This is a genomic window from Falsibacillus pallidus (assembly GCF_050990905.1).
Lineage (GTDB): Bacteria > Bacillota > Bacilli > Bacillales > DSM-25281 > Falsibacillus > Falsibacillus pallidus_A.
This window is the reverse complement of sequence record NZ_CP158866.1, coordinates 565,346-589,382: the sequence shown is the minus strand read 5'-3', so window position 1 is coordinate 589,382 and position 24,037 is coordinate 565,346. Positions and strand designations below refer to the sequence as shown.

Annotated in this window: 23 protein-coding genes; 9 read left to right on the top strand and 14 right to left on the bottom strand. The window is 44.6% G+C overall.

The features are described 5' to 3' along the window. Nucleotides 1-195 precede the first annotated feature (195 nt). A complete protein-coding gene (locus ABTV07_RS02975) occupies nt 196-600 on the bottom strand; it encodes a YidH family protein (protein WP_433747299.1) in 405 nt (134 codons plus the stop codon). Between the two features lie 257 nt (nt 601-857). Here ABTV07_RS02975 and ABTV07_RS02970 point away from each other — a divergent pair, with 257 nt between their 5' ends. After that, complete coding sequence (locus ABTV07_RS02970) at nt 858-2,768, top strand: heavy metal translocating P-type ATPase (protein WP_433747296.1); 1,911 nt, start codon at nt 858-860, stop codon at nt 2,766-2,768. A 468-nt stretch (nt 2,769-3,236) separates the two neighbouring features. Here the strand turns inward: ABTV07_RS02970 and ABTV07_RS02965 are convergent, their stop codons facing one another. Together ABTV07_RS02965 and ABTV07_RS02960 are read right to left on the bottom strand one after the other, a co-directional pair. Further along, the gene (locus ABTV07_RS02965; RefSeq protein ID WP_433747294.1) at nt 3,237-4,073 is read right to left on the bottom strand and encodes a YihY/virulence factor BrkB family protein; all 837 of its coding nucleotides are present in this window, start codon (nt 4,071-4,073) and stop codon (nt 3,237-3,239) included. A gap of 5 nt (nt 4,074-4,078) precedes the next feature. Beyond that, nucleotides 4,079-4,462: a hypothetical protein gene (locus tag ABTV07_RS02960; RefSeq protein WP_433747291.1), complete on the bottom strand. Its 384-nt coding sequence runs from the start codon at nt 4,460-4,462 to the stop codon at nt 4,079-4,081. A 226-nt stretch (nt 4,463-4,688) separates the two neighbouring features. Here ABTV07_RS02960 and ABTV07_RS02955 point away from each other — a divergent pair, with 226 nt between their 5' ends. After that, a complete protein-coding gene (locus ABTV07_RS02955) occupies nt 4,689-4,913 on the top strand; it encodes a DUF1128 domain-containing protein (protein WP_114745627.1) in 225 nt (74 codons plus the stop codon). A gap of 134 nt (nt 4,914-5,047) precedes the next feature. After that, a complete protein-coding gene (locus tag ABTV07_RS02950; protein WP_433747289.1) occupies nt 5,048-6,280 on the top strand; it encodes an MFS transporter in 1,233 nt (410 codons plus the stop codon). Nucleotides 6,281-6,353: 73 nt separating this feature from the next. Here ABTV07_RS02950 and ABTV07_RS02945 read toward each other — a convergent pair whose 3' ends face one another. The 5 genes from ABTV07_RS02945 to ABTV07_RS02925 form a co-directional block, all read right to left on the bottom strand. Further along, nucleotides 6,354-6,872 carry a type 1 glutamine amidotransferase domain-containing protein gene (locus ABTV07_RS02945; protein WP_433747287.1) on the bottom strand — a complete coding sequence of 173 codons (519 nt, stop codon included), beginning with the start codon at nt 6,870-6,872 and terminating at the stop codon, nt 6,354-6,356. 75 nt (nt 6,873-6,947) lie between these two features. Continuing rightward, entirely contained in the window at nt 6,948-8,252 is a 1,305-nt protein-coding gene (locus ABTV07_RS02940) for a lysine N(6)-hydroxylase/L-ornithine N(5)-oxygenase family protein (protein WP_433747284.1), read from the bottom strand. Between the two features lie 234 nt (nt 8,253-8,486). After that, a complete protein-coding gene (locus ABTV07_RS02935; RefSeq protein WP_433747281.1) occupies nt 8,487-10,187 on the bottom strand; it encodes an ATP-binding protein in 1,701 nt (566 codons plus the stop codon). 290 nt (nt 10,188-10,477) lie between these two features. Then, the gene (locus tag ABTV07_RS02930) at nt 10,478-11,398 is read right to left on the bottom strand and encodes a pseudouridine-5'-phosphate glycosidase (RefSeq protein ID WP_433747278.1); all 921 of its coding nucleotides are present in this window, start codon (nt 11,396-11,398) and stop codon (nt 10,478-10,480) included. Nucleotides 11,399-11,413: 15 nt separating this feature from the next. Beyond that, nucleotides 11,414-12,508: a PfkB family carbohydrate kinase gene (locus ABTV07_RS02925; RefSeq protein WP_433747275.1), complete on the bottom strand. Its 1,095-nt coding sequence runs from the start codon at nt 12,506-12,508 to the stop codon at nt 11,414-11,416. A 198-nt stretch (nt 12,509-12,706) separates the two neighbouring features. Here ABTV07_RS02925 and ABTV07_RS02920 point away from each other — a divergent pair, with 198 nt between their 5' ends. Both ABTV07_RS02920 and ABTV07_RS02915 read left to right on the top strand, forming a co-directional pair. Beyond that, entirely contained in the window at nt 12,707-13,126 is a 420-nt protein-coding gene (locus ABTV07_RS02920; protein ID WP_433747272.1) for a MarR family winged helix-turn-helix transcriptional regulator, read from the top strand. Between the two features lie 13 nt (nt 13,127-13,139). Continuing rightward, nucleotides 13,140-14,339, top strand: coding sequence for an MFS transporter (locus ABTV07_RS02915; RefSeq protein WP_433747270.1), 1,200 nt, complete (start codon nt 13,140-13,142; stop codon nt 14,337-14,339). 216 nt (nt 14,340-14,555) lie between these two features. On the opposite strand, the gene motB is transcribed toward ABTV07_RS02915, so the two are convergent. From motB to ABTV07_RS02900, 3 genes are all read right to left on the bottom strand, one after another. Next, nucleotides 14,556-15,344, bottom strand: a complete 789-nt coding sequence (gene motB / locus ABTV07_RS02910) for a flagellar motor protein MotB (protein ID WP_433747267.1) — start codon at nt 15,342-15,344, stop codon at nt 14,556-14,558. Beyond that, on the bottom strand, nt 15,331-16,131 hold the full coding sequence (gene motA / locus ABTV07_RS02905; protein ID WP_433747265.1) for a flagellar motor stator protein MotA: 801 nt from the start codon (nt 16,129-16,131) through the stop codon (nt 15,331-15,333). The genes motB and motA overlap by 14 nt, the downstream gene beginning before the upstream one ends. Nucleotides 16,132-16,543: 412 nt before the next feature. Then, nucleotides 16,544-16,918, bottom strand: coding sequence for a DUF1992 domain-containing protein (locus ABTV07_RS02900; RefSeq protein WP_433747262.1), 375 nt, complete (start codon nt 16,916-16,918; stop codon nt 16,544-16,546). A 172-nt stretch (nt 16,919-17,090) separates the two neighbouring features. Between ABTV07_RS02900 and ABTV07_RS02895 the strand changes: the two genes are divergently transcribed. Further along, entirely contained in the window at nt 17,091-17,249 is a 159-nt protein-coding gene (locus tag ABTV07_RS02895) for a hypothetical protein (protein ID WP_433747260.1), read from the top strand. Nucleotides 17,250-17,454: 205 nt separating this feature from the next. On the opposite strand, the gene hmpA is transcribed toward ABTV07_RS02895, so the two are convergent. Further along, nucleotides 17,455-18,684, bottom strand: a complete 1,230-nt coding sequence (hmpA, locus tag ABTV07_RS02890) for an NO-inducible flavohemoprotein (RefSeq protein WP_433747257.1) — start codon at nt 18,682-18,684, stop codon at nt 17,455-17,457. A gap of 155 nt (nt 18,685-18,839) precedes the next feature. Here hmpA and ABTV07_RS02885 point away from each other — a divergent pair, with 155 nt between their 5' ends. Further along, complete coding sequence (locus ABTV07_RS02885; protein ID WP_433747254.1) at nt 18,840-19,274, top strand: RrF2 family transcriptional regulator; 435 nt, start codon at nt 18,840-18,842, stop codon at nt 19,272-19,274. A gap of 29 nt (nt 19,275-19,303) precedes the next feature. Here the strand turns inward: ABTV07_RS02885 and ABTV07_RS02880 are convergent, their stop codons facing one another. After that, nucleotides 19,304-19,660 carry a DUF488 domain-containing protein gene (locus ABTV07_RS02880; protein ID WP_433747251.1) on the bottom strand — a complete coding sequence of 119 codons (357 nt, stop codon included), beginning with the start codon at nt 19,658-19,660 and terminating at the stop codon, nt 19,304-19,306. A gap of 90 nt (nt 19,661-19,750) precedes the next feature. On the opposite strand from ABTV07_RS02880, the gene ABTV07_RS02875 reads away from it, so the two are divergent. Next, a complete protein-coding gene (locus ABTV07_RS02875) occupies nt 19,751-20,983 on the top strand; it encodes an aminopeptidase (protein WP_433747249.1) in 1,233 nt (410 codons plus the stop codon). A gap of 165 nt (nt 20,984-21,148) precedes the next feature. After that, nucleotides 21,149-22,426 carry an MDR family MFS transporter gene (locus tag ABTV07_RS02870; RefSeq protein WP_433747246.1) on the top strand — a complete coding sequence of 426 codons (1,278 nt, stop codon included), beginning with the start codon at nt 21,149-21,151 and terminating at the stop codon, nt 22,424-22,426. Between the two features lie 657 nt (nt 22,427-23,083). On the opposite strand, the gene ABTV07_RS02865 is transcribed toward ABTV07_RS02870, so the two are convergent. Further along, a complete protein-coding gene (locus ABTV07_RS02865) occupies nt 23,084-23,971 on the bottom strand; it encodes a LysR family transcriptional regulator (RefSeq protein ID WP_433747243.1) in 888 nt (295 codons plus the stop codon). Nucleotides 23,972-24,037: the final 66 nt, after the last annotated feature.

Genomic DNA, 24,037 nt, shown 5'->3' with positions numbered 1-24,037 from the left:
TGAGCTCGCATTTTTTAATTAGGGAATTTTCGTAACCATTGTTGTTAAAATCTTACTGCCGATGTTAACGTAAAATTAGCTGTTTGGTGCGTTGCTATTGAGTATCCAGGCTCTTTTCTAGCTCAATAAGCTATTTTGATTCTGTAATCTAAACTGCTTTTATTTTATAAGCAGCAACCTTTAAGAAAAGAGCCTTCAATTAAATGTTATGGAAAAAAGATAATAGGCGAAAATACAAATGACCATTATCAGCAATATTGTGAGTATAACCACAGGGATCCTCGATGCCCTGAACGTTTGCTGGTTGATGTCCTTCAGCTTCCTGAAGTAGCTGATCGTTGAAAATAAAATCGTAAAGATTCCGAAGATAACAGACAGCGCACCGATCATGTTGGCAATGACATCACCGGCAACTGTAAAGGACGACTTCAATGAAAAGTGGAGGTTCGTAATCAGGAAGCCTACCCCGATTACCGCGATAGCTGTCCGGATCCAGGCAAGGTAGGTCCGTTCATTCGCCAGATGCTGCTGTATGTATCTGGAATCGATGGTGGGTTCTAATTCTTTCTGTAAGCTCCGTTCTTTTCCCTTTTGCGCCATTTTATCACCTGCTTTCTAAATCCATTTTAGTATGTCGTGAGCATGCCTTCAATCTAATTTATTTTCCGTGGCGTTTCTCTTTTCAACTCATACATTAATATGGTAATATGTATTTAAACAATTTTTATTTAATAATTATTTTAAAAAAGCAACTTCAGCAATTCACGCTGTCATCCCCGAGATGGCAGCTTTCGTCATTTAATAAGGCAATTGATGTTGATTATTTTTCTCAATTAGAATCCAAGGAGGTCTTTCGTATGAGTTCAAATGCCAAAGCATTCTCAATGAAACAGCCGTCATCTCCATCCTTTCTTGAAAAGATCAAACCCCATGCCGAACTGGCTGCCGCCCTGTTCAGCGGTGTGCTCATTCTTTCCGGATGGCTCCTGCAAAAGCAAAATTCCGAACTCGCCATCCCGCTCTTTATTTTAGCCTTTGTGATCGGTGGGTACGCAAAAGCAAAAGAAGGCATTGAAGAAACGATTGAAAACAAAGAGCTCAATGTGGAAATGCTCATGGTATTTGCCGCCATCGGTTCAGCCATTATCGGCTATTGGACAGAAGGCGCCATCCTCATATTCATTTTTGCGGTCAGCGGCGCCCTTGAAACTTATACCATGAACAAAAGCCAAAAAGAGATTTCTTCCCTCATGGATCTTCAGCCAGAGGAAGCGACCCTGCTCGATGGTGATGAAGAACGCCGCGTCAATGTTTCGGAGCTTTCCATCGGAGACAAAATATTGGTGAAGCCTGGCGAACGAATCCCTTCTGATGGATCGATCATCAAGGGGCAGACCACCATCGACGAAGCGGCCATTACGGGAGAATCCTTCCCTGTTTCGAAATCACTGAAGGAAGACGTTTTCGCCGGAACGGTCAATATCACTGGATCAGTGGTCGTCGAAATTACAAAGGCTTCAGATGAGACCCTTTTCCAAAAAATCATTCAGCTTGTCCAGTCGGCTCAAAGCGAAAAGTCCCCTTCTCAGCTGTTCATTGAGCGTTTCGAAGGCACTTACGTCAAAATCGTTCTACTAGCAGTGCTTCTGATGATGTTCGTGCCGCACTTGGTCTTGGATTGGAGCTGGAAAGAAACATTTTACCGCGCCATGATATTGTTAGTCGTTGCCTCGCCATGTGCTCTTGTTGCGTCCATCATGCCTGCAACGCTATCAGCCATTTCCAACGGTGCCCGCCATGGGATCTTGTTTAAAGGCGGCGCGCACTTAGAAAACTTGAGCAACCTCAAAGCTATTGCATTCGATAAAACCGGTACACTGACGAAAGGGAAGCCTGAAGTGACCGATGTGGTTGTCCGCGATGGATTAAATGCAGATGAGGTCCTCGAGACGGCAGCGTCTATTGAAAGCCACTCCAATCACCCATTGGCACAGGCGATCGTCAATCATGTGAAAGACGGCGGTGCAGTCCTGAAACAGCCAGAGTCCATTGAAGATGTTTCAGGATGGGGTGTCAAAGCCGTTTTGAACGGTAAGGAATGGAAAATCGGAAAAGCCGAATTTGTCGGGAAAGAAGAAGCGGATGCCTTTTCAGAAGGTGCTGCAGCTAAGCTTGCCAATGAGGGGAAAACGATTGTCTATGTTGCAAATGCAGATGGAATTGCGGCAATACTCGCTTTGAAAGATACCGTTCGCGATATTACGTTGAAAGCTTTGGATTTACTGAAAAAGCAGGACATCTACACCATCATGCTGACTGGTGACAGTGAAGCGACCGCCAAAGCCATTGCTGCGGAAGCACACGTCGATCAGTATGTGGCTGAATGCCTCCCGGATATGAAAGTGGATGAATTGAAGAAGCTGAAGAACCGATTCGCTTCAGTTGCCATGGTCGGCGACGGGATCAATGATGCACCAGCCCTTGCAACGGCGAACGTCGGGATCGCCATGGGAGAAGGGACGGATGTCGCACTCGAAACAGCTGATGTTGTCTTGATGAAAAATGATTTGACCCGAATCGCGGAAGCAATCTCGATTTCTAAGAGGATGAACCGCATCGTCAAGCAGAATGTCATCTTCTCGATATCCGTCATCATGCTGCTCATCGCATCCAACTTCCTGCAGTTCCTCGACTTGCCATTCGGAGTCATCGGACACGAAGGAAGTACGATTTTGGTTATCTTGAATAGTCTGCGTTTGCTGAGATAATGAAGCGGAAGACAGCTCCTGTGCCGGGCTGTCTTTTTATTTGTCCGGCTTGGTACGAGGCGGCGCGGATTTGGGTGTTTTGGCGGGCTGGCGCATAAGAGTGTAGTTTTGGCTCATAGGCACCTGCTTTTCGCGAATAACCGCCCGCTTCCGGCGCATGACCAGCTCATTTTCGCGCATAAGCCTCATCTTATGGCGCAAAGACCATCTTTCCTCCCTCCCCACAACATCAAAAAAGCGGCAATCCCAAGGATAGCCGCTTGTCTATTATTTAGTGGTAGCCATTTTGCCCGTTGGCAGAGCCTGAAGTCTTGCCTTTTGGCTTTTGCTTGCTGTTTTGCTTTGTACCGCCATCTTTTTTCGTTTGCTTTGTCATGTGGATGACCTCCATAAATGAAGTTTTGTGTCACCCTGTTAGTTTGCTCAGGATTGCCAAAAGGTTGTCCGGTAATTATCGGCAGCTCAAACCTAATTGCAGCTCCCCTTCTTTTTATGGAATTGAGCGTTCACTTCGCCGCCGAGGATGAGCATGAGGCCAGACAGGAACAGCCACACCATGAGAACAATGATGCTCCCGATGCTTCCATACGTATTGGAGTAATTTCCGAAATTCCCAACATAGAAGGAGAATGCCAGCGACACAAGCACCCATCCGATCGTTGCCACGATGGCGCCAGGCACTGCTGTGAGGCACCTGATTTTTTCGCTTGGTGCGAAATAATAAATCCCGATAAATATGATGAACAAAATAATGGCACTGATGACAAATCGAAGTGCGTTCCAGATGCTGACGAAAAATCCTGAGATGCCAAGGTGCGAAAAGACGTACATGCCAATCTGTTTCCCAAACACAGGCAGCAAAAGAGCGACCATAAAAACGATGATCATGCCGAATGTCAAGAAAATGGACATTCCTCTCGCCACCAAATAGGATCGGGTTTCATCCACATTATAAGCGCGGTTCAAGGCTTTGACGACGGCCTTCATTCCATTGGATGCAGACCAGATCGTGGCAATGATCCCGAACGATAGGAGTCCGCCGCTGCGATTGTTCATGACCTCTGTTAGATTCCCCTCGATCAATTTCATCGTCTCGCCGGGAGCGTAATCCCTTATGAAATTCAATATATCTTCCTGAGAAATCGGCAAGTAAGGAAGCAGAGTGAAAAGGAAAATGAGCAGCGGAAACAAAGATAAGAGGAAAAAATACGATAACTCGGCCGCTAATCCGGTCACATCGTCTTCCTTAATATTAGCGAACAGGGATTTGAAAAAAGACTTGTTGAATCGCTCACTTTTTTTCATCCCATTCACGATCCTGTGTATTCGTTATTGTTTTCCACATGGTCTTCCACCAGCACTTCTTTATATTTTTCTGCGGAATGTTCAAATGTATCCTTTGTTTCACTCACCATTCTTTTAATTCTTGGCGTCAGCTTCTTTACTTCTTCTACGGTTTCATTAATATATTGAAGATCATCTTTCATCTGATGAAGGGCTGCAGAGGACTTGCTGTACAGCTCTTTGGATTGAGCAAGAAGCTCCTGCGGGTTGCTCACTGAATCCCACACCTTTTGGCTTCCGCTTTTAATTGAGGTTGACACAGACTCCCTCGTAGACCGGTCAAACAAAGTGACAAGACCGCCTGCCACTGCGCCAACCAGCATTCCAGTAAAAAACTTATTTTTTCCCATAGGACAATCCTCCAATTAAAAAAGTTCTCTAATACAAGTTATTTCTTTACTTTACCTTTTATCTTCTTTTTAAAACCTTCTAAAGTAATTTCCGCCATATCCCACTCTGTCATTCACCTGTTTAAAATTGGGACAAGGAACCTGTCCCCACTGTCCCACCGATTGACAATCCTCGGGAATCGTGGAAAGATAAAAGAATCAGTTAGAGAGCGAAAGGATGGAAAATATGGATCTTTCAGTGAAATCTGCAGAGAATATTGAGTATATGGTTGATGTTATTAAGACAAAGCTTCGCATGGTCAATGTAGGGGCAATCAAACCAGGTCATGTTGATGAAGAAATGTACGAAGACCTTCACGACCTGTACACAATGGTTTCCAGAAAAGACAATTTCAGCCCAAGCGAAATGCAGGCAATTGCCGAAGAGCTTGGAAATCTCCGCAAAAAATAATCTGACATGAAGAGAAGCCGGCAAATAAAGGCTTCTTTTTTTATTGAAATTTTTTCCTTTATACCTTACTATTTAGATAACTACCTAATTAGATAGTTGGCTAATTAGTTATTGAGGGAAAGAGGAGAAGAGTCATGGAACCTTCCATCCAGTCTGTAAAAACAAAACAAAATCTTTTTCGCAATTCAAAGTTCCTCCTGATTTGGATCACCAGCATTTTTTCCGGTTTGTCCATTTCCATTTATATTCTTTGCGAACAATGGTACGTGGTTAAATCGTTGGGTGCCCCTGCATCCCTAGGCTATATTCTTACGGCCACAACTGTTCCAAGGGTACTGTTCATGGCATTGGGAGGCGTTCTTGCGGACTATGCCAACCGGGCGAAAGTGGTTTTCTTCTCCCTATTTTTACGGGCGCTGATCCTCATTTTGATGGCAGGTCTCGTATGGCAGCACTCGCTCACTTTCTGGGCACTGCTTGGGTGTGCCTTTGTCTTCGGCTCCATTGATGCATTCTTTTGGCCATCAAGGGATTCTATTCTCCCAACGATTGTTCATCAAGAACACCTCACACGTGCCAACTCCATTATTCAGACGACCAATCAGATCTCCACATTGCTGGGACCGATGGCAGGCGCATTACTGTTGACGGCATTTTCGTTTAAATGGGTATTCTTGATTCTGGCTGCCTCACTCACAGCAGGTAGCATGATTATTCGGAATTTGAAAGATGCGAGGTCTCATGAAGCAAAGGAGAAGAACAGTGTACTCGTCAACCTTAAGGAAGGATTGGTTTATGTCAAAGCCTCTCCCTTACTTTTGACATTCATGGTGACGTTCATTATCGTAAATTTGTTTTTTATCGGCCCGCTCATGCTCAGCATCCCCATCCTGGTTGATGAGCGATTTGGCGGTAAGGCTGTGGGGCTGAGCATCATTCAAAGCGGATTTGCAGCAGGTATGCTGGTTGGAGCTCTTTTGATGGGGCTGCTTAATGTGAGGCGGGGTAGAGGGAAATTAGTTATATGGCTAATCTTCCTTGAAGGGGCAGGAATGCTATCCATCAATGTTTCTGTCGCCATTTGGCTAGCAGCACTGGTGATGTTTTTGATCGGCATTTGCATTGCCGGCATCAACATCATGGTCGCCAGCATGATTCAGGAGCAGACCGATCCTTCAAAAATGGGGCGGGTGATGAGTCTTACCAGCACCGTCTCAATGGGTTTCATTCCCCTATCCTATGCAGGAGTTTCCGCACTACTTTCGGCAGGTATACAGATTGAAAACCTGTTGATTGCTGGTGGGTCGATGCTCGCTGCCTTTAGCATGTTTCTCCTTTTGAAAGGAAAAGCATTGCGGGAGGTTTGAAACTGTATGTTTTCACCACATCAAAAAAGCAGGCACACCCCATTTGGATCGTGCCTGCTTTAATGGTTAAGTATTATTCGCTAAGCAATTTCAATGCTTCTCTGTTGAATGCTGGGATATCGTCTGGTGTACGGCTTGTCACGAGCTGGTTCTGGCAGACGACTACTTCTTTGTCTGCATATTTCGCGCCTGCATACTCCATGTCAACTTTGATGGAATTGTAGCCTGTTGCGTCACGGCCTTCCAGTGTTTTCGCTGTGATCAAAAGCTGTGGTCCGTGGCAGATCGCGAATACCGGCTTCTTATCATCCATGAAGGATTTAGCGAATTTGACGAAGCGCTCATCGTCGCGAAGCTGATCTGGGGAAAATCCGCCAGGGATCAATAATGCATCAAAGTCGGATGCTTTTGCGTCGTCAATGGAAAGATCGATGGTAATTTCCGCATCTCCCTGCTTTCCTTTTACCTTCTTGCCTTTTTCTTTTTCAATGTTTACCACTTCATGCCCTGCTTCTTTAAAGGCATCCGCCGGTCCAGTATATTCAGAGTCCTCAAACATATTCGTTACAACACATGCAATTTTCTTACTCAATTTGTCCATCTCCTTTAAAAAAGTTATTGATGAAACACACAGTTTTAATGATTCCCTGCCTCGATAATTTAAAACCTATTTCTGCGCATCGATGGTAAACTGGGAGAAAATCGTTCCTTTTTGATCCTGATAGACTTCCCTGCCAGCTACTGCATTGATGATGCTGATGTTGCGTTCAACAGAGAGGCCCAGGTTCGTTGCAGCAGCCCCATGTGAATGCACCAGATTGGTCAAAACAAAGAATTGATGATCCCTCTCCTCTTTGAAAACGAGCTTGTAGTCCCTCGAAACCTTGAAACGCTTTTCATCTTCCCAAACAATTTTCTCGCCAAAACGATCTTCAAACCACGAAGGAATATTCGGTTTATAACCCGTGGCAAGGACCACTTTTTCCGATTCAAAATCAAATTCTTTTTCTTCCTGCCACTGTTCGCAGGAAAGCACATATTTATTTCCCATCTTTTCAATTCCATTGATTTCTGTAAGCGGCTGAATGATGATATCCCGCTTTTCTTTTTCCGAGCTCTCATCATAAAGGTAGTCATAAATATCATTCAATGTGGAGTAGTCGATCCCATTGCGCAGATGCTCCAATGTATCCAAAGCATTTTTTCGCTGCTCAAATGACAATCGATGAAAATAGTCAATGTAGTCAGGCGAAAAGAATTCCTGGCCAATTTTGGAGGACTCCAATTGAAGGATTCCTTCCGATCTCGTGAACCAGGCGAGCTTGTAGGAGTGGTCTTTTTGTTCCTTTAAGAGGGTAAGGAAGATTTCCGATGCACTTTGTCCTGATCCGATGACGGTGATGGAATCTGATTGAACTGCCTTCTCTTTTTTGCAGAGAAATTCACTCGAATGAAAAACATCTTCCCGAGGCTGTCCTTTCAGCCCATCCGGAACCAATGGTGTGCTTCCTGTGCCCATCACGATGTGTTTGGCAAACCAGCTCTTCCGCTCACCTGTATCCACGTCCTCCACCACTGCTTCGTAGCAGCCATTATGATCCAATACATCTACAACCTTTTTGCCAAAGTGGCACGAGTCCAGTTGTCCAGCCACCCATTTGGCATATTGATTGTATTCTTTCCTCGGGACTTCCTGCTTGTTGAAGAAAAAATATTTATATAGTCTATTGTGGGTATGTAAATAATTCATGAAAGTGAATTGGCTTTTCGGATTTGCAAATGTGACGAGATCTGCAATGATTGGCACCTGCAGATCGGTTCCATCGATCAGCATACCAGGATGCCACTCGAACTCAGCTGTCTGATCGAAAAATTCCGCGTCCATTCCCTGTTCATGCATCAGAGCCGCCAAACTAAGATTAAAAGGCCCAATCCCTATCCCTATTATGTCGATGATGTTTTCTTTATTCATTCAGCAATCCGCTCCTTTTTTCGCCGGAAAAATAGAATTCATTTCCCCAAATATACCCCAAAGCCCCCATCCTTAAGCATGAACGAAAAGTAGAATAAGAATGAACCTTGTCAAATAAAGGTTCATCAAACGTTTGATTAAACCTCCCCTTTCCTATCATTTCCCGAGAAATGATAGGGATTTCCCGTTTAGGGCAAAAAAAAAGAATGTCGAATATTTTTTCGACATTCTTGCTTAAACAAGGGGCAATTCCAGAGTGACAGACGTCCCCTCCCCTTCAATGCTTTCAATCACAAAATTCCCTTTGTGCTCCTTGATGATTTTATTTGAAATCATCAGTCCAAGGCCGGTTCCTTTTTCTTTTGTACTGTAAAAAGGTTCGCCTAAATGCTTTAACCGATGCTCTGGTATGCCGATGCCGGAATCTTTCACTTGGATGATGGCCATCTGTTCATTCTTTTTCAAATGAATATGCAGTTCTCCTCCTTTAGGCATGGCTTCCAGTGCATTTTTCATGAGGTTGAGGAGAACTTGCTTCAACTGATGGACGTCGCACATCACTTCCATAAATTCATGTACGTGCACTTGAAGGGTGACATTATTTTTCAAACATTCGATGTTGATGAATTCCGCTACCTCAAATAATAGTTTATTTATGGAGCATTGTTTGAAGTGGATGGAATGAGGCTTGGCAAGAGAAAGAAATTCGCCTGTTATCAATTCGATTCTCTGCAATTCATCCAGGATGACATCAAAATAGGCTCGCTGAGTCATTTCTTCACGTAGGAGCTGCATAAACCCTTTTAAGGTAGTCAGAGGATTTCTGATTTCATGTGCCACACCTGCGGCGAGTTGTCCAATCAATGCCAGCTGCTCGGATTTTTTCAACAGATCTTCCGTTTGCTTTTCAGAGGTGATATCTTCAAGTCCCACCAGCATCCCTATCACTCTGCCTTTTTTGCCAAGCATGGGACTGAATGACATAGAAACAATCTTTTTATTCCCCTGTTTGTTATACACCTTTGCTTCAAATCCGGTAATATACTCCCGATCTCTCACGCGGGACAGTTGGACATTAAAATCAAGACAGTCCCCGCACCTTAGAATATGACTTAATGAATAGCCAAGCAATTCATTTTTTGTTCTGCCGGCCATTTGTTCAAAGGCCGTATTCGCCTGAAGGATATATCCATTTTCATCAAGAATGCAGCTGCTTCTTTGCGCATTCTGGAAATACGATTCCAGCAGCACCCTTACTTCTTTTAATTCATCCTCTATCAATAAACGCTGTGTCTTGTCCTGGCCGATAACATATATCCCTGCGTACTGATTGTTTTCCATACGCGGAATATAACTCACTTCCAGGAGGTGAATCTCGTTTTCGCCGTCTCTCATTCTTAGTAGAACCGGCATTCTTTTAAAACTAAATGTTTGTTCCAACATACGATTATGTATTTCGTGATCCTCTTCAAGGATGAACCTTGTTAAAGGAACATTTACTTCTCTTTCTTTCGCATGACTGTGGGTAAATTTTTTGGCAGATAAATTCTGTCTGGTGATTTCACCTTCCAGATTGAGATAAAAAATGGCATCTGGATAGTGGTGTATGAACATAGAAAATTTACTTTCTCCGTTGATGCTGCCAGGAGAATGCATAATGAATTTTCCAAAGAAGCTATTTTCTGCTGCATTCTTTTCTATTATTAATGTAGTCTCGAGGCTGATTAAGGAGATGGAAAACTCGGATTTTGCAGATGATAACGATTCTTCGATGTAATTTTTCAAATCCTTCTCTGATAACGCTTCATGACCAATAAGTTCCATGAATATCTGATTGGAAGAGGTAATGGTCCCATCCTTCTTCATCAAAATCGCTGGATGCGGTATATGATTGAGCAAAGCATCAGTCATATCACTTCGCACAGTTTTCTGCATTTCCCTTCACCTCTTTTCTTTCTTAACTTAATTCGACAGGAACATCATTTATCCTTTTCGATTTTCTGTAATATTTCGACAATCTAAGAAAAGCGGAAGCGCCTTGCTCAGCCCCGACCAGCATAAGACGGAACTCGAAGGAAATCCTGATTTCCGTAGAGGGTCGGCTTATGACTCGAGGGGCTAGGCGCTGGAGCTGGACAAATAGAAAAGCGGAAGCGCCTTGGTTCGTGCTGTATAGAAATAAAAAGACCGAGCCCTTCGAAAGAAAAGCTTGGTCTAATGATGAATTAAGAAATCTTATTCAATTGTACTGCGATTCCTGCTCCGACTTTCGCATTGTTTTTAACCAAAGCTATATTAGCCGTCAAGCTCTTTCCGTCTGTCAATTCTTTCACTTTTCCTAAAAGGAATGGAGTGACTGCTTTCCCCGCGATTCCCTGCTGCTTCGCTTCTGCCAATGCCGTTTCTATCACGGATGTAATGAAGCTTTCTTCAAGTGCATCTTCTTCCGGGATCGGGTTTGCGATAACAACTCCTCCGTTCAGCTCCAAATCACGCTTGGCAGCAATCATAGCCGCCATTTCCTCCGCGCTGTCAACTCTGAAGTTCACATTGAACGGACTTGTTCTTGTATAAAATGCAGGAAGGATATCCGTTTCATATCCTACCACCGGGACACCATGAGTCTCCAGGTACTCAAGCGTCAATCCGATATCGAGGATTGATTTGGCACCAGCACAAACGACAGCAACATTTGTCTGGGCAAGCTCTTGTAGGTCTGCTGAGATATCCATTGTCGTTTCAGCTTCACGATGGACACCGCCGATTCCTCCTGTGACAAACACATCGATGCCGGCAAGATCAGCACAGATCATTGTAGCAGCAACCGTTGTTGCCCCATGCTTCTTGGATGCAAGCAAATATGGAAGATCCCTGCGGCTCGCTTTTTCCACTTCATTGCTTTTGGCCAGAAATTCGATTTCATCTTCTGTGAGGCCAATCTTTATTTTCCCATTAATAATGGCAATGGTCGCAGGCACCGCTCCTTGACTGCGGATGATGTCCTCTACTTCTTTCGCCGTCTCGACGTTTTGCGGGTAGGGCATCCCGTGGGAGATGATCGTTGATTCAAGTGCTACAATCGCTTTTCCGCTTTCTTTTGCTTGCATTACTTCTTCTGAGTATTCGAGCCATTTTTCAAAATTCATGATGTTTCCTCTCCTCTAAAAGTACTTTTTATATGTCTCTTGAAGTTTTTGTTTATTTAATGCCGGTGAAACGGTCTCTGCCGATTGAAGGGCGATGACGGATGCTGCCATCCCGATTTTGCAGGCGTCTTCAATCCTTAAGTGGTTGGTGCACCCATAAAGGATCCCTGCCACAAGTGCATCCCCCGCACCCGTCACTTCCTCCACATCAATTTCAGGTGCTAGCAAAACGCCGGCCTCACCTGAATTCGAGTAATAAACAAGGCCATCCTCGCCCCTTGTAATGACGGCAATTTCCGCCCCTTTTCGGATGATTTTTTCAGCCGCTTTGAAGTAATCCCCATCAGAGGTGATTTTCATCCCTGTCAGTTCCTCTGCTTCATCGCGGTTTGATATATACCAGGTCACTCCTTCCAGTGATGCCGGGAGCTTCTTCACTTTTGGGGAAGAAACCGGAGCAATCGCAAGCTTGATTCCTTCCTGCTTGCATCTCCTGACGATATAAGCAATGACATCCTCTGTGAAGTTCGTATCGACCAGCACCATGTCGGCAGCCGAAATCTGCGCCCATCTTTTTTCAATGAAGCCTGTGTCGACTCGATCATTGATATTCATATCGGCAAGTGCAACTGCCATCTCGCCTTTTTCGGTCAGAACAGCTGAATATGTACCTGTCGTTTCATTCGGAACCATCATCGCAGATGCCATCTCGACATAAGGCTTCGTCTGTTCGAACAGCCACTGCCCTTCATGATCGTCGCCGATAATGGTCATGAGGGATGTCGGAACACCCATCCTGCCTAAGTTTTCTGCAATATTCCTTGCCACTCCTCCACATGAGAAGCTGGTTGCAACAGGATTCGATGTGCCGAAGACCAGATTAGATTCCACTTTCATTTTTCTGTCTACAATAGCTCCACCGATGCAAACGACGCCTGATTTCTTTGGAAGTATGTATGCTCTCCCCAATATTTTCCCCGATTTAACCAATGAAGATATATATCCGGCAACAGCTGATCGCGATAACTGCGTTTTTTCTGCAAGCTCTGCCTGGCTGATGAATGGATTGTTCTCGATCATCTCCAGCAGAAGCTTTTCTTTTTCATTCATTTTCCCACCATCCCCTTGACGCCATTTCAACACTTGTCTATATCATAAACATTTGTTTAAGCGCTTACAATACTTTCTTTTCAAAAATTTCATTTAAATGAGAATTCAATCATGAGGAAAAATCGAAAAATAGTTGGACAGGACGCTGTTTTTGGGATATAGTTACCTAGGTAACTAATTGACTGAAGGAGTCTTTTCATGACAGAGCAACATGCTTTTTTTCACCAACTACATCAATTGACCCGATACTTATCAAAAGCATTGAATGATAAATTGGCCGTTCATGGCATTTATAGCAGCCAATGGACGATTCTATACCGTTTGAAGCAAATCGTCCGATGCACACAAGCTGAATTGGCCAACTATTTAGGAGTTGAGGCGCCAACCATCACCCGAACCCTTGCCCGCCTGGAATCAGTCGGTTGGATTGAGCGCAGTCCCGGCAAAGATAAAAGAGAAAAAGTTGTTTCTCTTACAGATAAAGCGCTGCAGGCGTTTCCTGATTGGGTCCAATCCGTCAGGGAATTCGAAGCGGAAATGCTGAAGGACGTATCAGAAGATCAGCAGAAATCTACACTTGAAACGGTACATATCATCATGAACCGCTTAAACAACTAGGAGGAATATTCGAATGAACACACAAAAACTCTGGACGAAGGAATTCCTCGGGATCTCTTTTTCTAGCTTCTTTTTATTTTTGACCTTTTACATCCTGCTCGTCACCCTGCCTATCTACACGCTGGACGAGCTTCACGGCAACGAGCAGGAAATTGGCCTCATCGTCGCTATCTTCCTCGTTTCCGCCGTCCTTTGCCGACCATTTTCAGGCAGGTGGATCGAAAGCCTTGGCCGAAAGAAAATCCTATTGATCTCCATGATTCTCTTTTTCGCTGCTACACCTTTTTACTTTTTGGCCAAAAGCTTCGTTGTGCTATTGATGCTGCGCTTTTTCCATGGAATCGGTTTTGGAATGGCGACAACCGTCACAGGAACGATTGCAGCCGATATCGTTCCAAATGAACGCCGCGGGGAAGGAATGGGGTACTTCGCTACGTTTATGAACTTGGCCATGGTCATCGGTCCGTTCCTTGGATTGACGGTCATTCACTATAGCAGCTTTCACGTTTTGTTCTTGCTTTGTTCCATATTCGCTGCATTGGCTCTTGGATGCGCGCTCCTAGTAAAACTGCCGGCAGCAGCAAAAGTCCACTCTGCCGTTCAGCGTCCGAAATTAAGCATCCATGACTTTTTCGAAAAAAGAGCCCTGCCGATTTCTTTATCAGCCGGCTCCTTGTCCTTTGCCTATTCTTCCATCCTTTCCTTCATTTCGGTTTATGCGAAAGGATTGGGTCTTGTCGAAGCCGCGAGCTTCTTCTTCGTTGTGTATGCGGCAGCCATCATTTTATCAAGACCTTTCACTGGAAAATGGTTTGACCGGTATGGAGAAAATTTCATCATCTACCCGTCCATCTTGTTTTTTGCTCTTGGGATGTTTGTGTTGAGCATCGTGCATTCCGCACCGCTCCTTTTGGCTGCAGGCGCACTGATCGGACTTGGCTACGGCACCCTCGTTCCAGGACTTCAGACGGTGGCCTTGAATTCAGCACCGCCGCATCGGAGAGGAATCGCCACCGCGACGTTCTTTACTGTATTCGATTCCGGAATCGGATCAGGATCCTTCCTTCTCGGACTCCTTGCAGCCGCTGCCGGATACAGCAAGCTATATTTATATCTGTCCATTTACATCCTTATCATGGGAGCAGGCTACCACTTGCTTCATGGCAGAAAAAAACGGAAGGCAGCTGTCGAAGAAGAGAAAATATCTGCTTAATTAGAAAAGCGCAAGCTCCCTGGTTAGCCCCGACCAGCATAAGTCGGAAATCTACGTAAATCTTGATTTCCGTAGAGTTATGGCTTATGACTCGGGGGCTGGGCGCTGGAGCTGGACAAAATATCACTCTGAATTTTTGTACTTTCTTATCTTTTAAGAAAAGCCCGCCACTTTGATTGCAGTGGCGGGCTTTTTATTGGGGATGTATTCCGTCGTTCATTCAGGCAGACTATGCCTTGGCAAAATAAGGACTTCTACCCTTCTATTCTTTGATCTGCCTGCTGGAGTTGCATTTGAGGCAATCGGCTTGAATTCGCCAAAGCCTTTTGCACTGAACCATCTGGCATCGAGCTTGTCATTATGCAGCATGATTTTCATGAAGTTCACAGCGCGCATCACGCTAAGTTCCCAGTTCGATTCAAACTTTGAAGTGTGGATCGGCACATTATCCGTATGGCCACTGATGATCACGTTCCGCGGCGGATCCATGACCAGCAGGTCGGAGACTTCTTGGGCGACGTTGATGTCGCTGCTCCTGATTTCTGCCTGCCCCGAATTGAACAGTACGTTGTCGCGGATGGTCAGGAGAAGGCCTTCATCCGTCAGGGATGTATCGAATTTCTCCTTCAGCCCTTTTTGCTGAATATATTGGTTGATTTTCACTTGGATCTGCTTAAGTTCTTCCTGGTCGAGCTTGTGCAGCTGCTCTTTCTTTTCGATTTCTGTCTGTGCCTGCTGATCAACAGGATCGGCCTGCTTCAGCCCATGTGTTTTAGCTGTATCGTCTTCCGGGGATGGCTGTGGATAGTCCATGACCCCTTCTCCACCGATGAAAATGTCATTAAATACGTTGGAAAGCATCTGGAATTTCTGTGCATCGACTGAGCTTGCAGCAAACAAGACAATGAATAAAGCAAGCACCAGTGTTAAAAGGTCCGCATACGGGATAAGCCAAGATTCATCGATATGGGAGTCATCGTGCTTCTTTTTCCTACGCCTGCTCATCCTGCTTTACACCGCTTTCGTCTAGGATTTTATTCCGCTCACCTGCTGGCAGGTAGGAAGCAAGCTTTTGTTCGATGACCCGTGGAGCCTCTCCCTCCAAAATGGATAGGATCCCCTCTACCATCATCAGCTTAATATTGACTTCTTCCTTCGACTTTCTGCGGAGCTTATTGGCAAATGGATGCCAAAGGACATATCCGGTGAAAATCCCGAGCATGGTGGCAACGAATGCCGCTGCAATGGCTTTACCAAGCTCTGCCTGATCGTCCATGTGGCTCAATGCCGCAATCAGTCCCAAAACAGCCCCAAGCACCCCTAAAGTCGGTGCGTAGGTGCCGGCCTGTGAAAAGATTGCAGCTCCGGAATTATGGCGGTCTTCCATCGCTTCAATTTCTTCATTTAAAACATCGCGGATATAATCGGCGCTTTGTCCATCTACGGCAAGGCTTAATCCGTTGCGCAAAAACGTATCCTCTACGTCGGCTGTTTTAGCCTCAAGCGCAAGAAGTCCTTCTTTTCGCGCCAGCTGAGCCCAATCAGAAAACAATAGTATGACGTCTTTTGCATTCAGCTGTTTTTTATCCTTAAATAAAATCCCGAATAGCTTAGGAACTTTCTTTAGGTCTGTTGCCGGGAACGCAATGGTTACGGCAGCAATCGTTCCAAGAATGATGATGGAAATCGCTGCAGGATTGATGATGATCATCGGGCTCAGCCCTTTGAAAAACATACCCACTCCGATTGCAACAATCCCCAATATGATGCCAATGACTGATGTTTTATCCATATGTACTTCACCCTAAATCGTTATTTCCAGACTGCATGGACTTCTTGCTGCAGCCCTGGCTCTCTGAACTATGTCTATCCTTTATATCGGACCAAATCCAAACTATTGAAGACATCTTTTAAAAAAGTTGAAAGGTGCCTGTCACGCCCCGGTTTTTGTCGAATGCTGCCGGTTGAGCTGCAATTTTTTTTGCCCACATAATGCAAAATTGGCCGCTGGCGCATAAGAAGGGGTTTTTGGCGCAAAGACTGCCTTGGCCGGCGCATTAGAGGCCCTTTCTCGCGCATAAGAGAGTGAAAGTGGCGCAAAGGCAAGCATATTTCGCGCATAGCACCCATGGAAGATGAAAAATTCTAATCATTTTGTTGCTAAACCCACAAAAAAGAGCCCACTCAGAGGCTCCCCACAGTTTTTATAGTAATTTCTTTTCAATTTTGCTCTCGTAGTTCTTGAAAATCGATGAGTTCGTATCTTTTTTACGCTTGGACATGAATTGATTGAACTTGACATATTTCTCGTTGAGTTCTTTTTTCAAACTTTCTTTTTCTTCTTCGTCTTCACACATGGCGATCAGCTTTTCAATCGACATCATTTCTTTGCGGATCTCAGCTTCCTCCATGGAGTAGCCCGCATTTTTCATCATTCGGTAAGCCATGCGCATATCGGGTGGAACATGTTCAAATTCGTCTTTCGGCAAAGGTTTTCCGTAGCCGGGCAGATTATCAAATTCACCGTTTCGATGTGCTTCTTTAATTCTCTGTTCGGAAATAATACTGAAAAAATCCATATTGCCAGCACCCTTCTATTAAATATTTACTACTATTATTATATCTTAACGAACGCTATAGAAAACGCTTACACTCACTTGAATCGTGTCAAAATTTCAACATTTTTACAATTTCATAAGTAATGACGTTCTGGAAAAGCTATTAGTAACCAATCAGGAAGGAGTGAAAGATATGGCAAGAGGCACAGGCTTCAACCACAAAGAAAAAGGGCATCCGGGCAACTTCCCGAATAACAGCCAAGCGAAGAAGCACACGAAAGAACGAATCGAAGACGAAGAATTCATCACAACGCAGGAAGCATTCAAGAACCGCGTGGAAGAATCCGAATAATAATCGGGTGAAAAGTGACAGGCACTAAGAAAAGCGGAAGCTCCGCGATACCCCCGACCAGCATAAGACGGACCTCAAAGGAAATCCTGATTTCCGCAGAGGGGCGGCTTATGACTCGAGGGGCTGGGTGCTGGAGCTGGACAAGTTCAGGTTTTTGTCGAATAAACGAAAAGGCGTGCCTCATCAGCACGCCTTCGTTCATTCTTTAGTTGTTTGCCCCAGTTTCTACTGGTTCTGTGTTGAGTGTCATTGCCGGTCCGAAGAATTCGTAGTGGATGCGGTCTTCAGATATGCCGATTTCTTTCAGCTGGCGGATGATGGATTCCATGAATTTAGCTGGTCCACAGACATAGCAGATAGAATCTGAGGAAGGAACTGCCTGCCTTAGGAAGCTCTTTTCAATGTATCCCTGGAAGTCTCCAGCAGAGCTGTCATCATCATCATCATAGCCAAAGTACGCAGTGGCATCGCCTAGCTTGCTGCATGCTTCGCTCACTTCATCCATGAATGCATGCATTTCACTGTTTTTCGCTGCCTGGATAAATGTAACGGTATTCTCTGCTTTTTGATCTGCCAGTGTCTTCAGCATGCTGATCATCGGAGTCACACCGACTCCCCCTGCAATCAACGTGATTGGTGCATGTGGATTGCTTTCCAATACGAAGTCACCAGCAGGAGCACTGACTTTGATCGTATCCCCTACATTTACGTCATCATGAAGGAAATTGGATACTTTTCCTATTGGGTTGCATTCTGCTTCTCGCTTTACGGAAATACGATAGTAGTCTTTTCCCGGCGCATCAGAAAGGCTGTATTGACGGTTCATAATATATTTTTCACCTGGGATGGAAACTTGGATTGTGATGTATTGGCCAGGAGTGAATCGCGCGACTTTCCCACCATCTTTTGGTTTCAAATAGAAAGAAGTGATGACTGAGCTTTCTACTTTTTTATCATCTACAATAAAATCTTTGAAGTCGACCCAGCCGCCTTCTTGCTCTTCTGCTTCAGTGTACATCGCTTTTTCCACGCTGATGAAGACGTTGGCGATTTCCCCGTAAGCTTCTGCCCAGGCATTGATGATTTCATCAGTTGCCGCCTCGCCCAGAACTTCTTTGATTGCTTCCAATAAATATTTTCCGACGATTGGATAGTGTTCCGGCTTGATTGCAAGACTTCTGTGTTTGTGGGCAATCTGCTTCACGGCAGGCACCAATACTTCCAGCTGATCGATGTACTTCGCTGCAGCATATACAGTGTTTGCCAAAGCTGTTTGCTGGCGTCCCTGAGATTGATTTGCATGGTTAAAGATATTTAGCAATTCCGGATGGTTAGAGAATAATAATTTATAAAAAGCCGTAGTAATTTCTTGACCTTTGACTTCTAATACAGGTGCAGTGGATTTCACAATATCGATTGTTTTTTGGGACAGCATGTAAACCGCTCCTCTTAAAGTAGTATTTTTAATACATCTTTAAGATACTCCTCAGCAGCCACTAAAGCAATATTTTAAATACATCTTTAAAATTTCTGTCACAAATTTAGACAATGATTTGCCACAATGCGTATAATAGGTGCAGGTGATGAACAATGAGACTGACAAATTATACAGATTACTCCTTGCGGGTGCTTTTATATTTAGCTACGCTGAAAAACAATGAATTGGCCAATATCAAGCAGATTGCAGATGCCTATTCCATTTCAAAGAACCATTTGATGAAGGTCACATATGAGCTTGGGAAAATGGGTCTTGTGGAAACGATCCGGGGCCGGAACGGAGGAATCAGGCTGGCAAAGGCACCTGAGGATATCAATATCGGAAAAATAGTAAGGAAGACCGAAGAAGATTTTCACATGGTCGAATGCTTCGACGCCAAAAACAATCAATGCGTGATCACGCCTGTCTGCGGTCTGAAGCATGCGCTTTGGAAAGCTCTTCAAGCCTACATGACCGTCCTTGACGGATATACAGTTGCCGACCTCGTCGGGGATCCGGACGCCTACCGGAATTTGCTTTTAAAATAAAGAAAGCTGGCTTTTGACGGGTGCAAAAGTCAGCTTTTTTCTTTTTCCAGATATTCTTTCAGCACAATGGCGTGGTTGTGCTTTTCATCCTTTGCCCCATACAGGAGCGTCACTTTTCCATCTGCCGCTTTATCCTGGAGCCAATCAATGTTCTTTTTTTTCTCATCATTTTTCAATTCCTTAAAGTACTCTTCCCTGAACTGCTCGAATTTCTCAGGCTTATGATTGAATTCCTTCCGAAGCTCAGGACTTGGCGCAATCTCTTTCATCCATTTGGAAAGCCGGGCTTTTTCCTTCGAAATCCCCCTTGGCCACAGACGGTCAATCAGCACTCTTTCCCCATCCGCCTCAGCAGGTTCCTCATAGATCCTTTTGATCTCGAACATCTTTTTCCCTCCTTGCGACTAAATCGTTTCCATTCTATCTTAACACTGATAAAATAGAATAGAACATTCTGAATAGAAGGAGAATGATACATGGCAACTTTCCAGGAAAATTTAGAGAAATACGCTGAACTGGCGGTTAAAGTCGGCGTCAATATTCAAAAGGACCAGACATTGGTCATCTCAGCTGCTCTTGACGCTGCTGATTTTGTCCGCTTGGCTGTTAAAAAAGCATATGAAGCAGGCGCCAAAAATGTCGTCGTCAACTGGGGAGACGATACGGTCACCCGCTTGAAATATGATCTTGCTCCTAAAGAAGCCTTCACGGAATTCCCTGAATGGCGTGCAAAGGAAATGGAAGACTTGGCTGAGCAAGGTGCTGCCTTCATGTCAGTGATGTCTTCAAGCCCTGACCTTTTAAAAGGAGTCGAAGGCGAAAGAATTTCCAACTGGCAGAAAGCTGCAGGAAAAGCCACTCAAAAATACCGTCAATACATACAGTCCGATAAAGTGAGCTGGACAGTGGTTGCCGTCCCTTCAGAAAACTGGGCCAACATGGTATTCCCTGACCGCGATGGAGAAGAAGCGGTTGAAAAGCTTTGGGACGCTATCTTCAAAGCAACGCGCTCAGATGTGGATAACCCGGTGCAGGCATGGAAAGACCATGATGCAAACCTTCATGAAAAAGTGAAGTACCTGAACGATAAAAACTACCAAAAGCTGCACTACAAAGCACCTGGCACTGATTTGACCATCGAACTTCCTGAAGGCCACCTATGGGTCGGAGCTGGAAGCACGAACGCACAAGGCCACGAGTTCATGGCCAACATGCCGACGGAAGAAGTCTTCACTGTCCCTCATAAAACAGGCGTGAACGGAACGGTATCCAGCACGAAGCCATTGAGCTACGGTGGAAACATCATCGATAACTTCAGCCTTACATTTAAAGAAGGAAGAATCGTCGATGTAAAAGCGGAGCAAGGCGAAGAAATCTTAAAGCAGCTAGTTGAAACGGATGAAGGATCCCATTACCTTGGAGAAATCGCACTCGTACCATTCAATTCTCCAATTTCCCAATCAAACATCCTTTTCTACAACACGCTTTATGATGAAAATGCTTCAAACCACCTTGCCATCGGAAACGCTTATGCGTTCTGTTTGGAAGGCGGAAAGCAAATGTCCCAGGAAGACTTGGAGAAGCACGGTTTGAACTCCAGCATCACACATGTTGACTTCATGATCGGTTCTGCCGAAATGGATATCGACGGCATCACAAAAGACGGAAACAGCGAACCTGTCTTCCGCAGCGGTGACTGGGCATTCTAATGAAGCGCCCCCGAGGCAGTGCAATTGCGCTGCCTCTTTTTCATGGTGAAAAACAATAAACAGACTATTCCGAAGTTTAGTAAACTTGGCTCTTTTATCTTGTCTTCCCCCTGATGGGCAATGTATGATATGGAAGATTACGGTTCAGAATAGGGGTGTTTTTTTATGAGAATAAGAGATTGGGACCGCAATCTTCAGATCAGGCTGTTTGGGGAAGCCTTGATCAATATCACGTTCTGGATGTTCTTCCCGTTTTTGACGCTGTACTTCACAGATGAATTCGGGAAAGAAAAAGCAGGATTTCTACTCATTTTTTCACAAGTATTTTCCGTCGCGGCCAACTTGCTTGGCGGCTATTATGCGGATCGATATGGACGGAAGCGCATGATGGTCATTGCATCCTTCGGCCAGGGGGCGGCCTTCTTCATTTTTGGATTGGCTGACTCTCCCTGGATCCACTCACCGATCCTCGGGTTTGTCTGCTTCTCGCTTGCCGGCATGTTCGGCTCAGTCTACTGGCCAGCAAGCCAGGCAATGGTCGCAGATGTCGTGGATGAAAAAGACCGGAGCAGCGTATTCGCCGTCTTCTATACATCTATTAATATCGCCGTCGTCATCGGACCGATCCTTGGAGGGATCTTCTACGTCAACTACCCATTCCAAGTCATGGTCATCGCCGGTTCCATCTGCATCCTCCTTTCCCTCTTGTTGATTAAATACACAAGGGAAACCGCACCAAATCTGGTGTCCCTGGAGGCTGCCACAAATGCAGAGCGGTTAAAATGGTACGAGGCACTCATGAATCAAGTAAGGGACTACAAAGTCATCGGCAGCGATCGTATCTTCTTGCTTTATATACTTGCAGGTATCATCGGCGCACAAATCTTCATGCAGCTCGATCTGCTCATCCCTGTCTACATTAAAGACACAATCAAAAATGCGACACTGTTTGCCTTTGGTGACTGGAACTTCACTTTAAAGAGCGAGCAGCTATTCGGGTTTGTGCTATCCGAAAACGGATTCCTGGTGGCAATCTTGACTGTTTATGTCACGAAAAAAATGAACACATACCGGGAACGAAATGTATTCCTGGTCGCCGCCATTACTTATGCACTGTCTATGTTATTGATGGGTGTGTTCGGCACAGCGTGGGGCATGATCATCGCCATGGCCATCTTCACATTCGCCGAACTCATGACAGCCGGCCTTCAGCAAAGCTTCATCTCGAAGCTTGCACCCGAGAACATGCGCGGCCAATACTTCGCAGCGGCCAGCCTCCGCTACACAATCGGGCGTACACTCGCCCCGCTGGCCATCCCGCTTACAACACTATTCGGCTTCCAATGGACATTCTACTCATTGACCGTCCTTTCCCTGATCAGCGCCGGCCTCTACTGGGTCACATTCCAGCTGTTCGAGAAGCGCAAGGCAGAAGTCATTTGATCAAGCATCCCACTTTGGTGGGGTGTTTTTTTATACACAGTGCCATTAAAATCACAGCCAATAAAATCCTGTGGAAAACTAAAAAAGATTGGACAACTATTGTTGATAATGTGGATGATTTGTTGAAAAGTTCAGAATGGATCAACTTTTAAAAAATAGGAATTTTTCTTCTGTGTGGATAAGATAAGTCATCAATGGGATGCTATTGATGACTTTTCGATATAAAGGATAGTATTTACTTTTGATAGTTTCGTATGACACTATTAAAAAGTAAATAACTTATGAAGAAAATAGATGAAGGGCTGAAAATATGATTGGGAAATTATTTGTAATATTTATTGGGATCACTTTTGTAAGTTTAGGTATCTGGTGGAATAAAAAATACCATAAGGAAAAGTTTGTGGACACTACTTCCGCATCAACCGGTTCTTTTATCGGGGATATTATAGCCCATCTTTTTCTGTTTATAATGAGTATTCTTCCTTGGTATGTATTTAAAACAGCTCTAATATTGTTTGGAGTATTTTTAATTTACGCTGTAATTATAAGTTAATTAGGTAAACCACACTGAAAATAGGGCTTGCTATTATATTAGTTTTAAATTTTTTTCTAAATTAAACTAATTAATCCACATGTGGATAACTATTATTTAGTGGACTAGCCCCCAAAGTACTCCCTAAGCACCTCGCTGAACACATCGATTGTCTTGGAACCACCGCCATCCCATTGCTTGATGATCGAAAAGTCGCGCACCACCGGGGTGTCATCGCAATCAAGAATTTTGAGAACTCCGGCATCTACTTCTTTCCGGATTGCCCATTTGGACAGGAGTGTAATGCCGAGCCCCGCTTCCACGGATTCTTTGATGATCTGGGTGCTGCCGAATTCCATCATGTCTGTCGGTTTCAAATGATGCTTTGCCAAACATTGGTCCACCGCTTCCCGTGTACCGGATCCTTTTTCGCGGACGATCCATCTTTCATTTGCCAAATCCTCCATTTCGATCGGCTTCTTCTTCTTTGCAAGGTGGTGATTCTTGCCGGCAATCAAGTACATTTCATCTTCTGACAGTTTTTTCAGCGACAGTTCTTTATGCACTTTTTGCCCTTCAATCACGCCGATGTCCAGCTTATTTGCAAGGACTCGATCGGCAATTTCAGCCGTATTCCCGATTGTGATGCTGGGGTGGACTTCAGGATATTTGACCAGCAAATCGGAAATGGTGTGCGGCAGAATATACTCTCCAAATGTATAGCTGGCGCCGATCCGGATCTCCCCCTTCGGCTCATTGAGGACAAATTGAATGGCACGATTCATATTTTCCTGGAGCTCCTTCATTTCCAAAACATATTCTTGCAGGATCTCCCCTGCTTTCGTCAGTTTAAGATTTTTCGGCTGCCGGATGAGGAGTGCAGCCCCCAGTTCTTTTTCCAGTCCCGCGATATACTGGCTCACTGCGGGCTGTGTCATGAACAGAGCTTCCGCAGCTTTTGAAAAACTTCTTTCCCTTGCTACAGTCAAAAACACGAGATACTTTTGCTCCATTGCTGCCTCTCCTTTCTATAAGTTATTACTTATGCTTTTTATCAAAATGATTAATTTTCATTATAC

Bases quoted from the DNA above. Each gene is read 5' to 3' on its own strand.
- ABTV07_RS02955 (WP_114745627.1), top strand. From the start codon at position 4,689: ATGGATCTTTCAGTGAAATCTGCAGAGAATATTGAGTATATGGTTGAT.
- ABTV07_RS02950 (WP_433747289.1), top strand. From the start codon at position 5,048: ATGGAACCTTCCATCCAGTCTGTAAAAACAAAACAAAATCTTTTTCGC.
- ABTV07_RS02875 (WP_433747249.1), top strand. From the start codon at position 19,751: ATGGCAACTTTCCAGGAAAATTTAGAGAAATACGCTGAACTGGCGGTT.
- ABTV07_RS02965 (WP_433747294.1), bottom strand. From the start codon at position 4,073: ATGAAAAAAAGTGAGCGATTCAACAAGTCTTTTTTCAAATCCCTGTTC.
- ABTV07_RS02865 (WP_433747243.1), bottom strand. From the start codon at position 23,971: ATGGAGCAAAAGTATCTCGTGTTTTTGACTGTAGCAAGGGAAAGAAGT.
- ABTV07_RS02915 (WP_433747270.1), top strand. From the start codon at position 13,140: ATGAACACACAAAAACTCTGGACGAAGGAATTCCTCGGGATCTCTTTT.
- ABTV07_RS02935 (WP_433747281.1), bottom strand. From the start codon at position 10,187: ATGCAGAAAACTGTGCGAAGTGATATGACTGATGCTTTGCTCAATCAT.
- motB (WP_433747267.1), bottom strand. From the start codon at position 15,344: ATGAGCAGGCGTAGGAAAAAGAAGCACGATGACTCCCATATCGATGAA.
- ABTV07_RS02900 (WP_433747262.1), bottom strand. From the start codon at position 16,918: ATGGATTTTTTCAGTATTATTTCCGAACAGAGAATTAAAGAAGCACAT.
- ABTV07_RS02970 (WP_433747296.1), top strand. From the start codon at position 858: ATGAGTTCAAATGCCAAAGCATTCTCAATGAAACAGCCGTCATCTCCA.
- ABTV07_RS02925 (WP_433747275.1), bottom strand. From the start codon at position 12,508: ATGAATGAAAAAGAAAAGCTTCTGCTGGAGATGATCGAGAACAATCCA.
- ABTV07_RS02975 (WP_433747299.1), bottom strand. From the start codon at position 600: ATGGCGCAAAAGGGAAAAGAACGGAGCTTACAGAAAGAATTAGAACCC.
- motA (WP_433747265.1), bottom strand. From the start codon at position 16,131: ATGGATAAAACATCAGTCATTGGCATCATATTGGGGATTGTTGCAATC.
- ABTV07_RS02885 (WP_433747254.1), top strand. From the start codon at position 18,840: ATGAGACTGACAAATTATACAGATTACTCCTTGCGGGTGCTTTTATAT.
- ABTV07_RS02930 (WP_433747278.1), bottom strand. From the start codon at position 11,398: ATGAATTTTGAAAAATGGCTCGAATACTCAGAAGAAGTAATGCAAGCA.
- ABTV07_RS02940 (WP_433747284.1), bottom strand. From the start codon at position 8,252: ATGAATAAAGAAAACATCATCGACATAATAGGGATAGGGATTGGGCCT.
- ABTV07_RS02960 (WP_433747291.1), bottom strand. From the start codon at position 4,462: ATGGGAAAAAATAAGTTTTTTACTGGAATGCTGGTTGGCGCAGTGGCA.
- ABTV07_RS02870 (WP_433747246.1), top strand. From the start codon at position 21,149: ATGAGAATAAGAGATTGGGACCGCAATCTTCAGATCAGGCTGTTTGGG.
- ABTV07_RS02895 (WP_433747260.1), top strand. From the start codon at position 17,091: ATGGCAAGAGGCACAGGCTTCAACCACAAAGAAAAAGGGCATCCGGGC.
- ABTV07_RS02920 (WP_433747272.1), top strand. From the start codon at position 12,707: ATGACAGAGCAACATGCTTTTTTTCACCAACTACATCAATTGACCCGA.
- ABTV07_RS02880 (WP_433747251.1), bottom strand. From the start codon at position 19,660: ATGTTCGAGATCAAAAGGATCTATGAGGAACCTGCTGAGGCGGATGGG.
- hmpA (WP_433747257.1), bottom strand. From the start codon at position 18,684: ATGCTGTCCCAAAAAACAATCGATATTGTGAAATCCACTGCACCTGTA.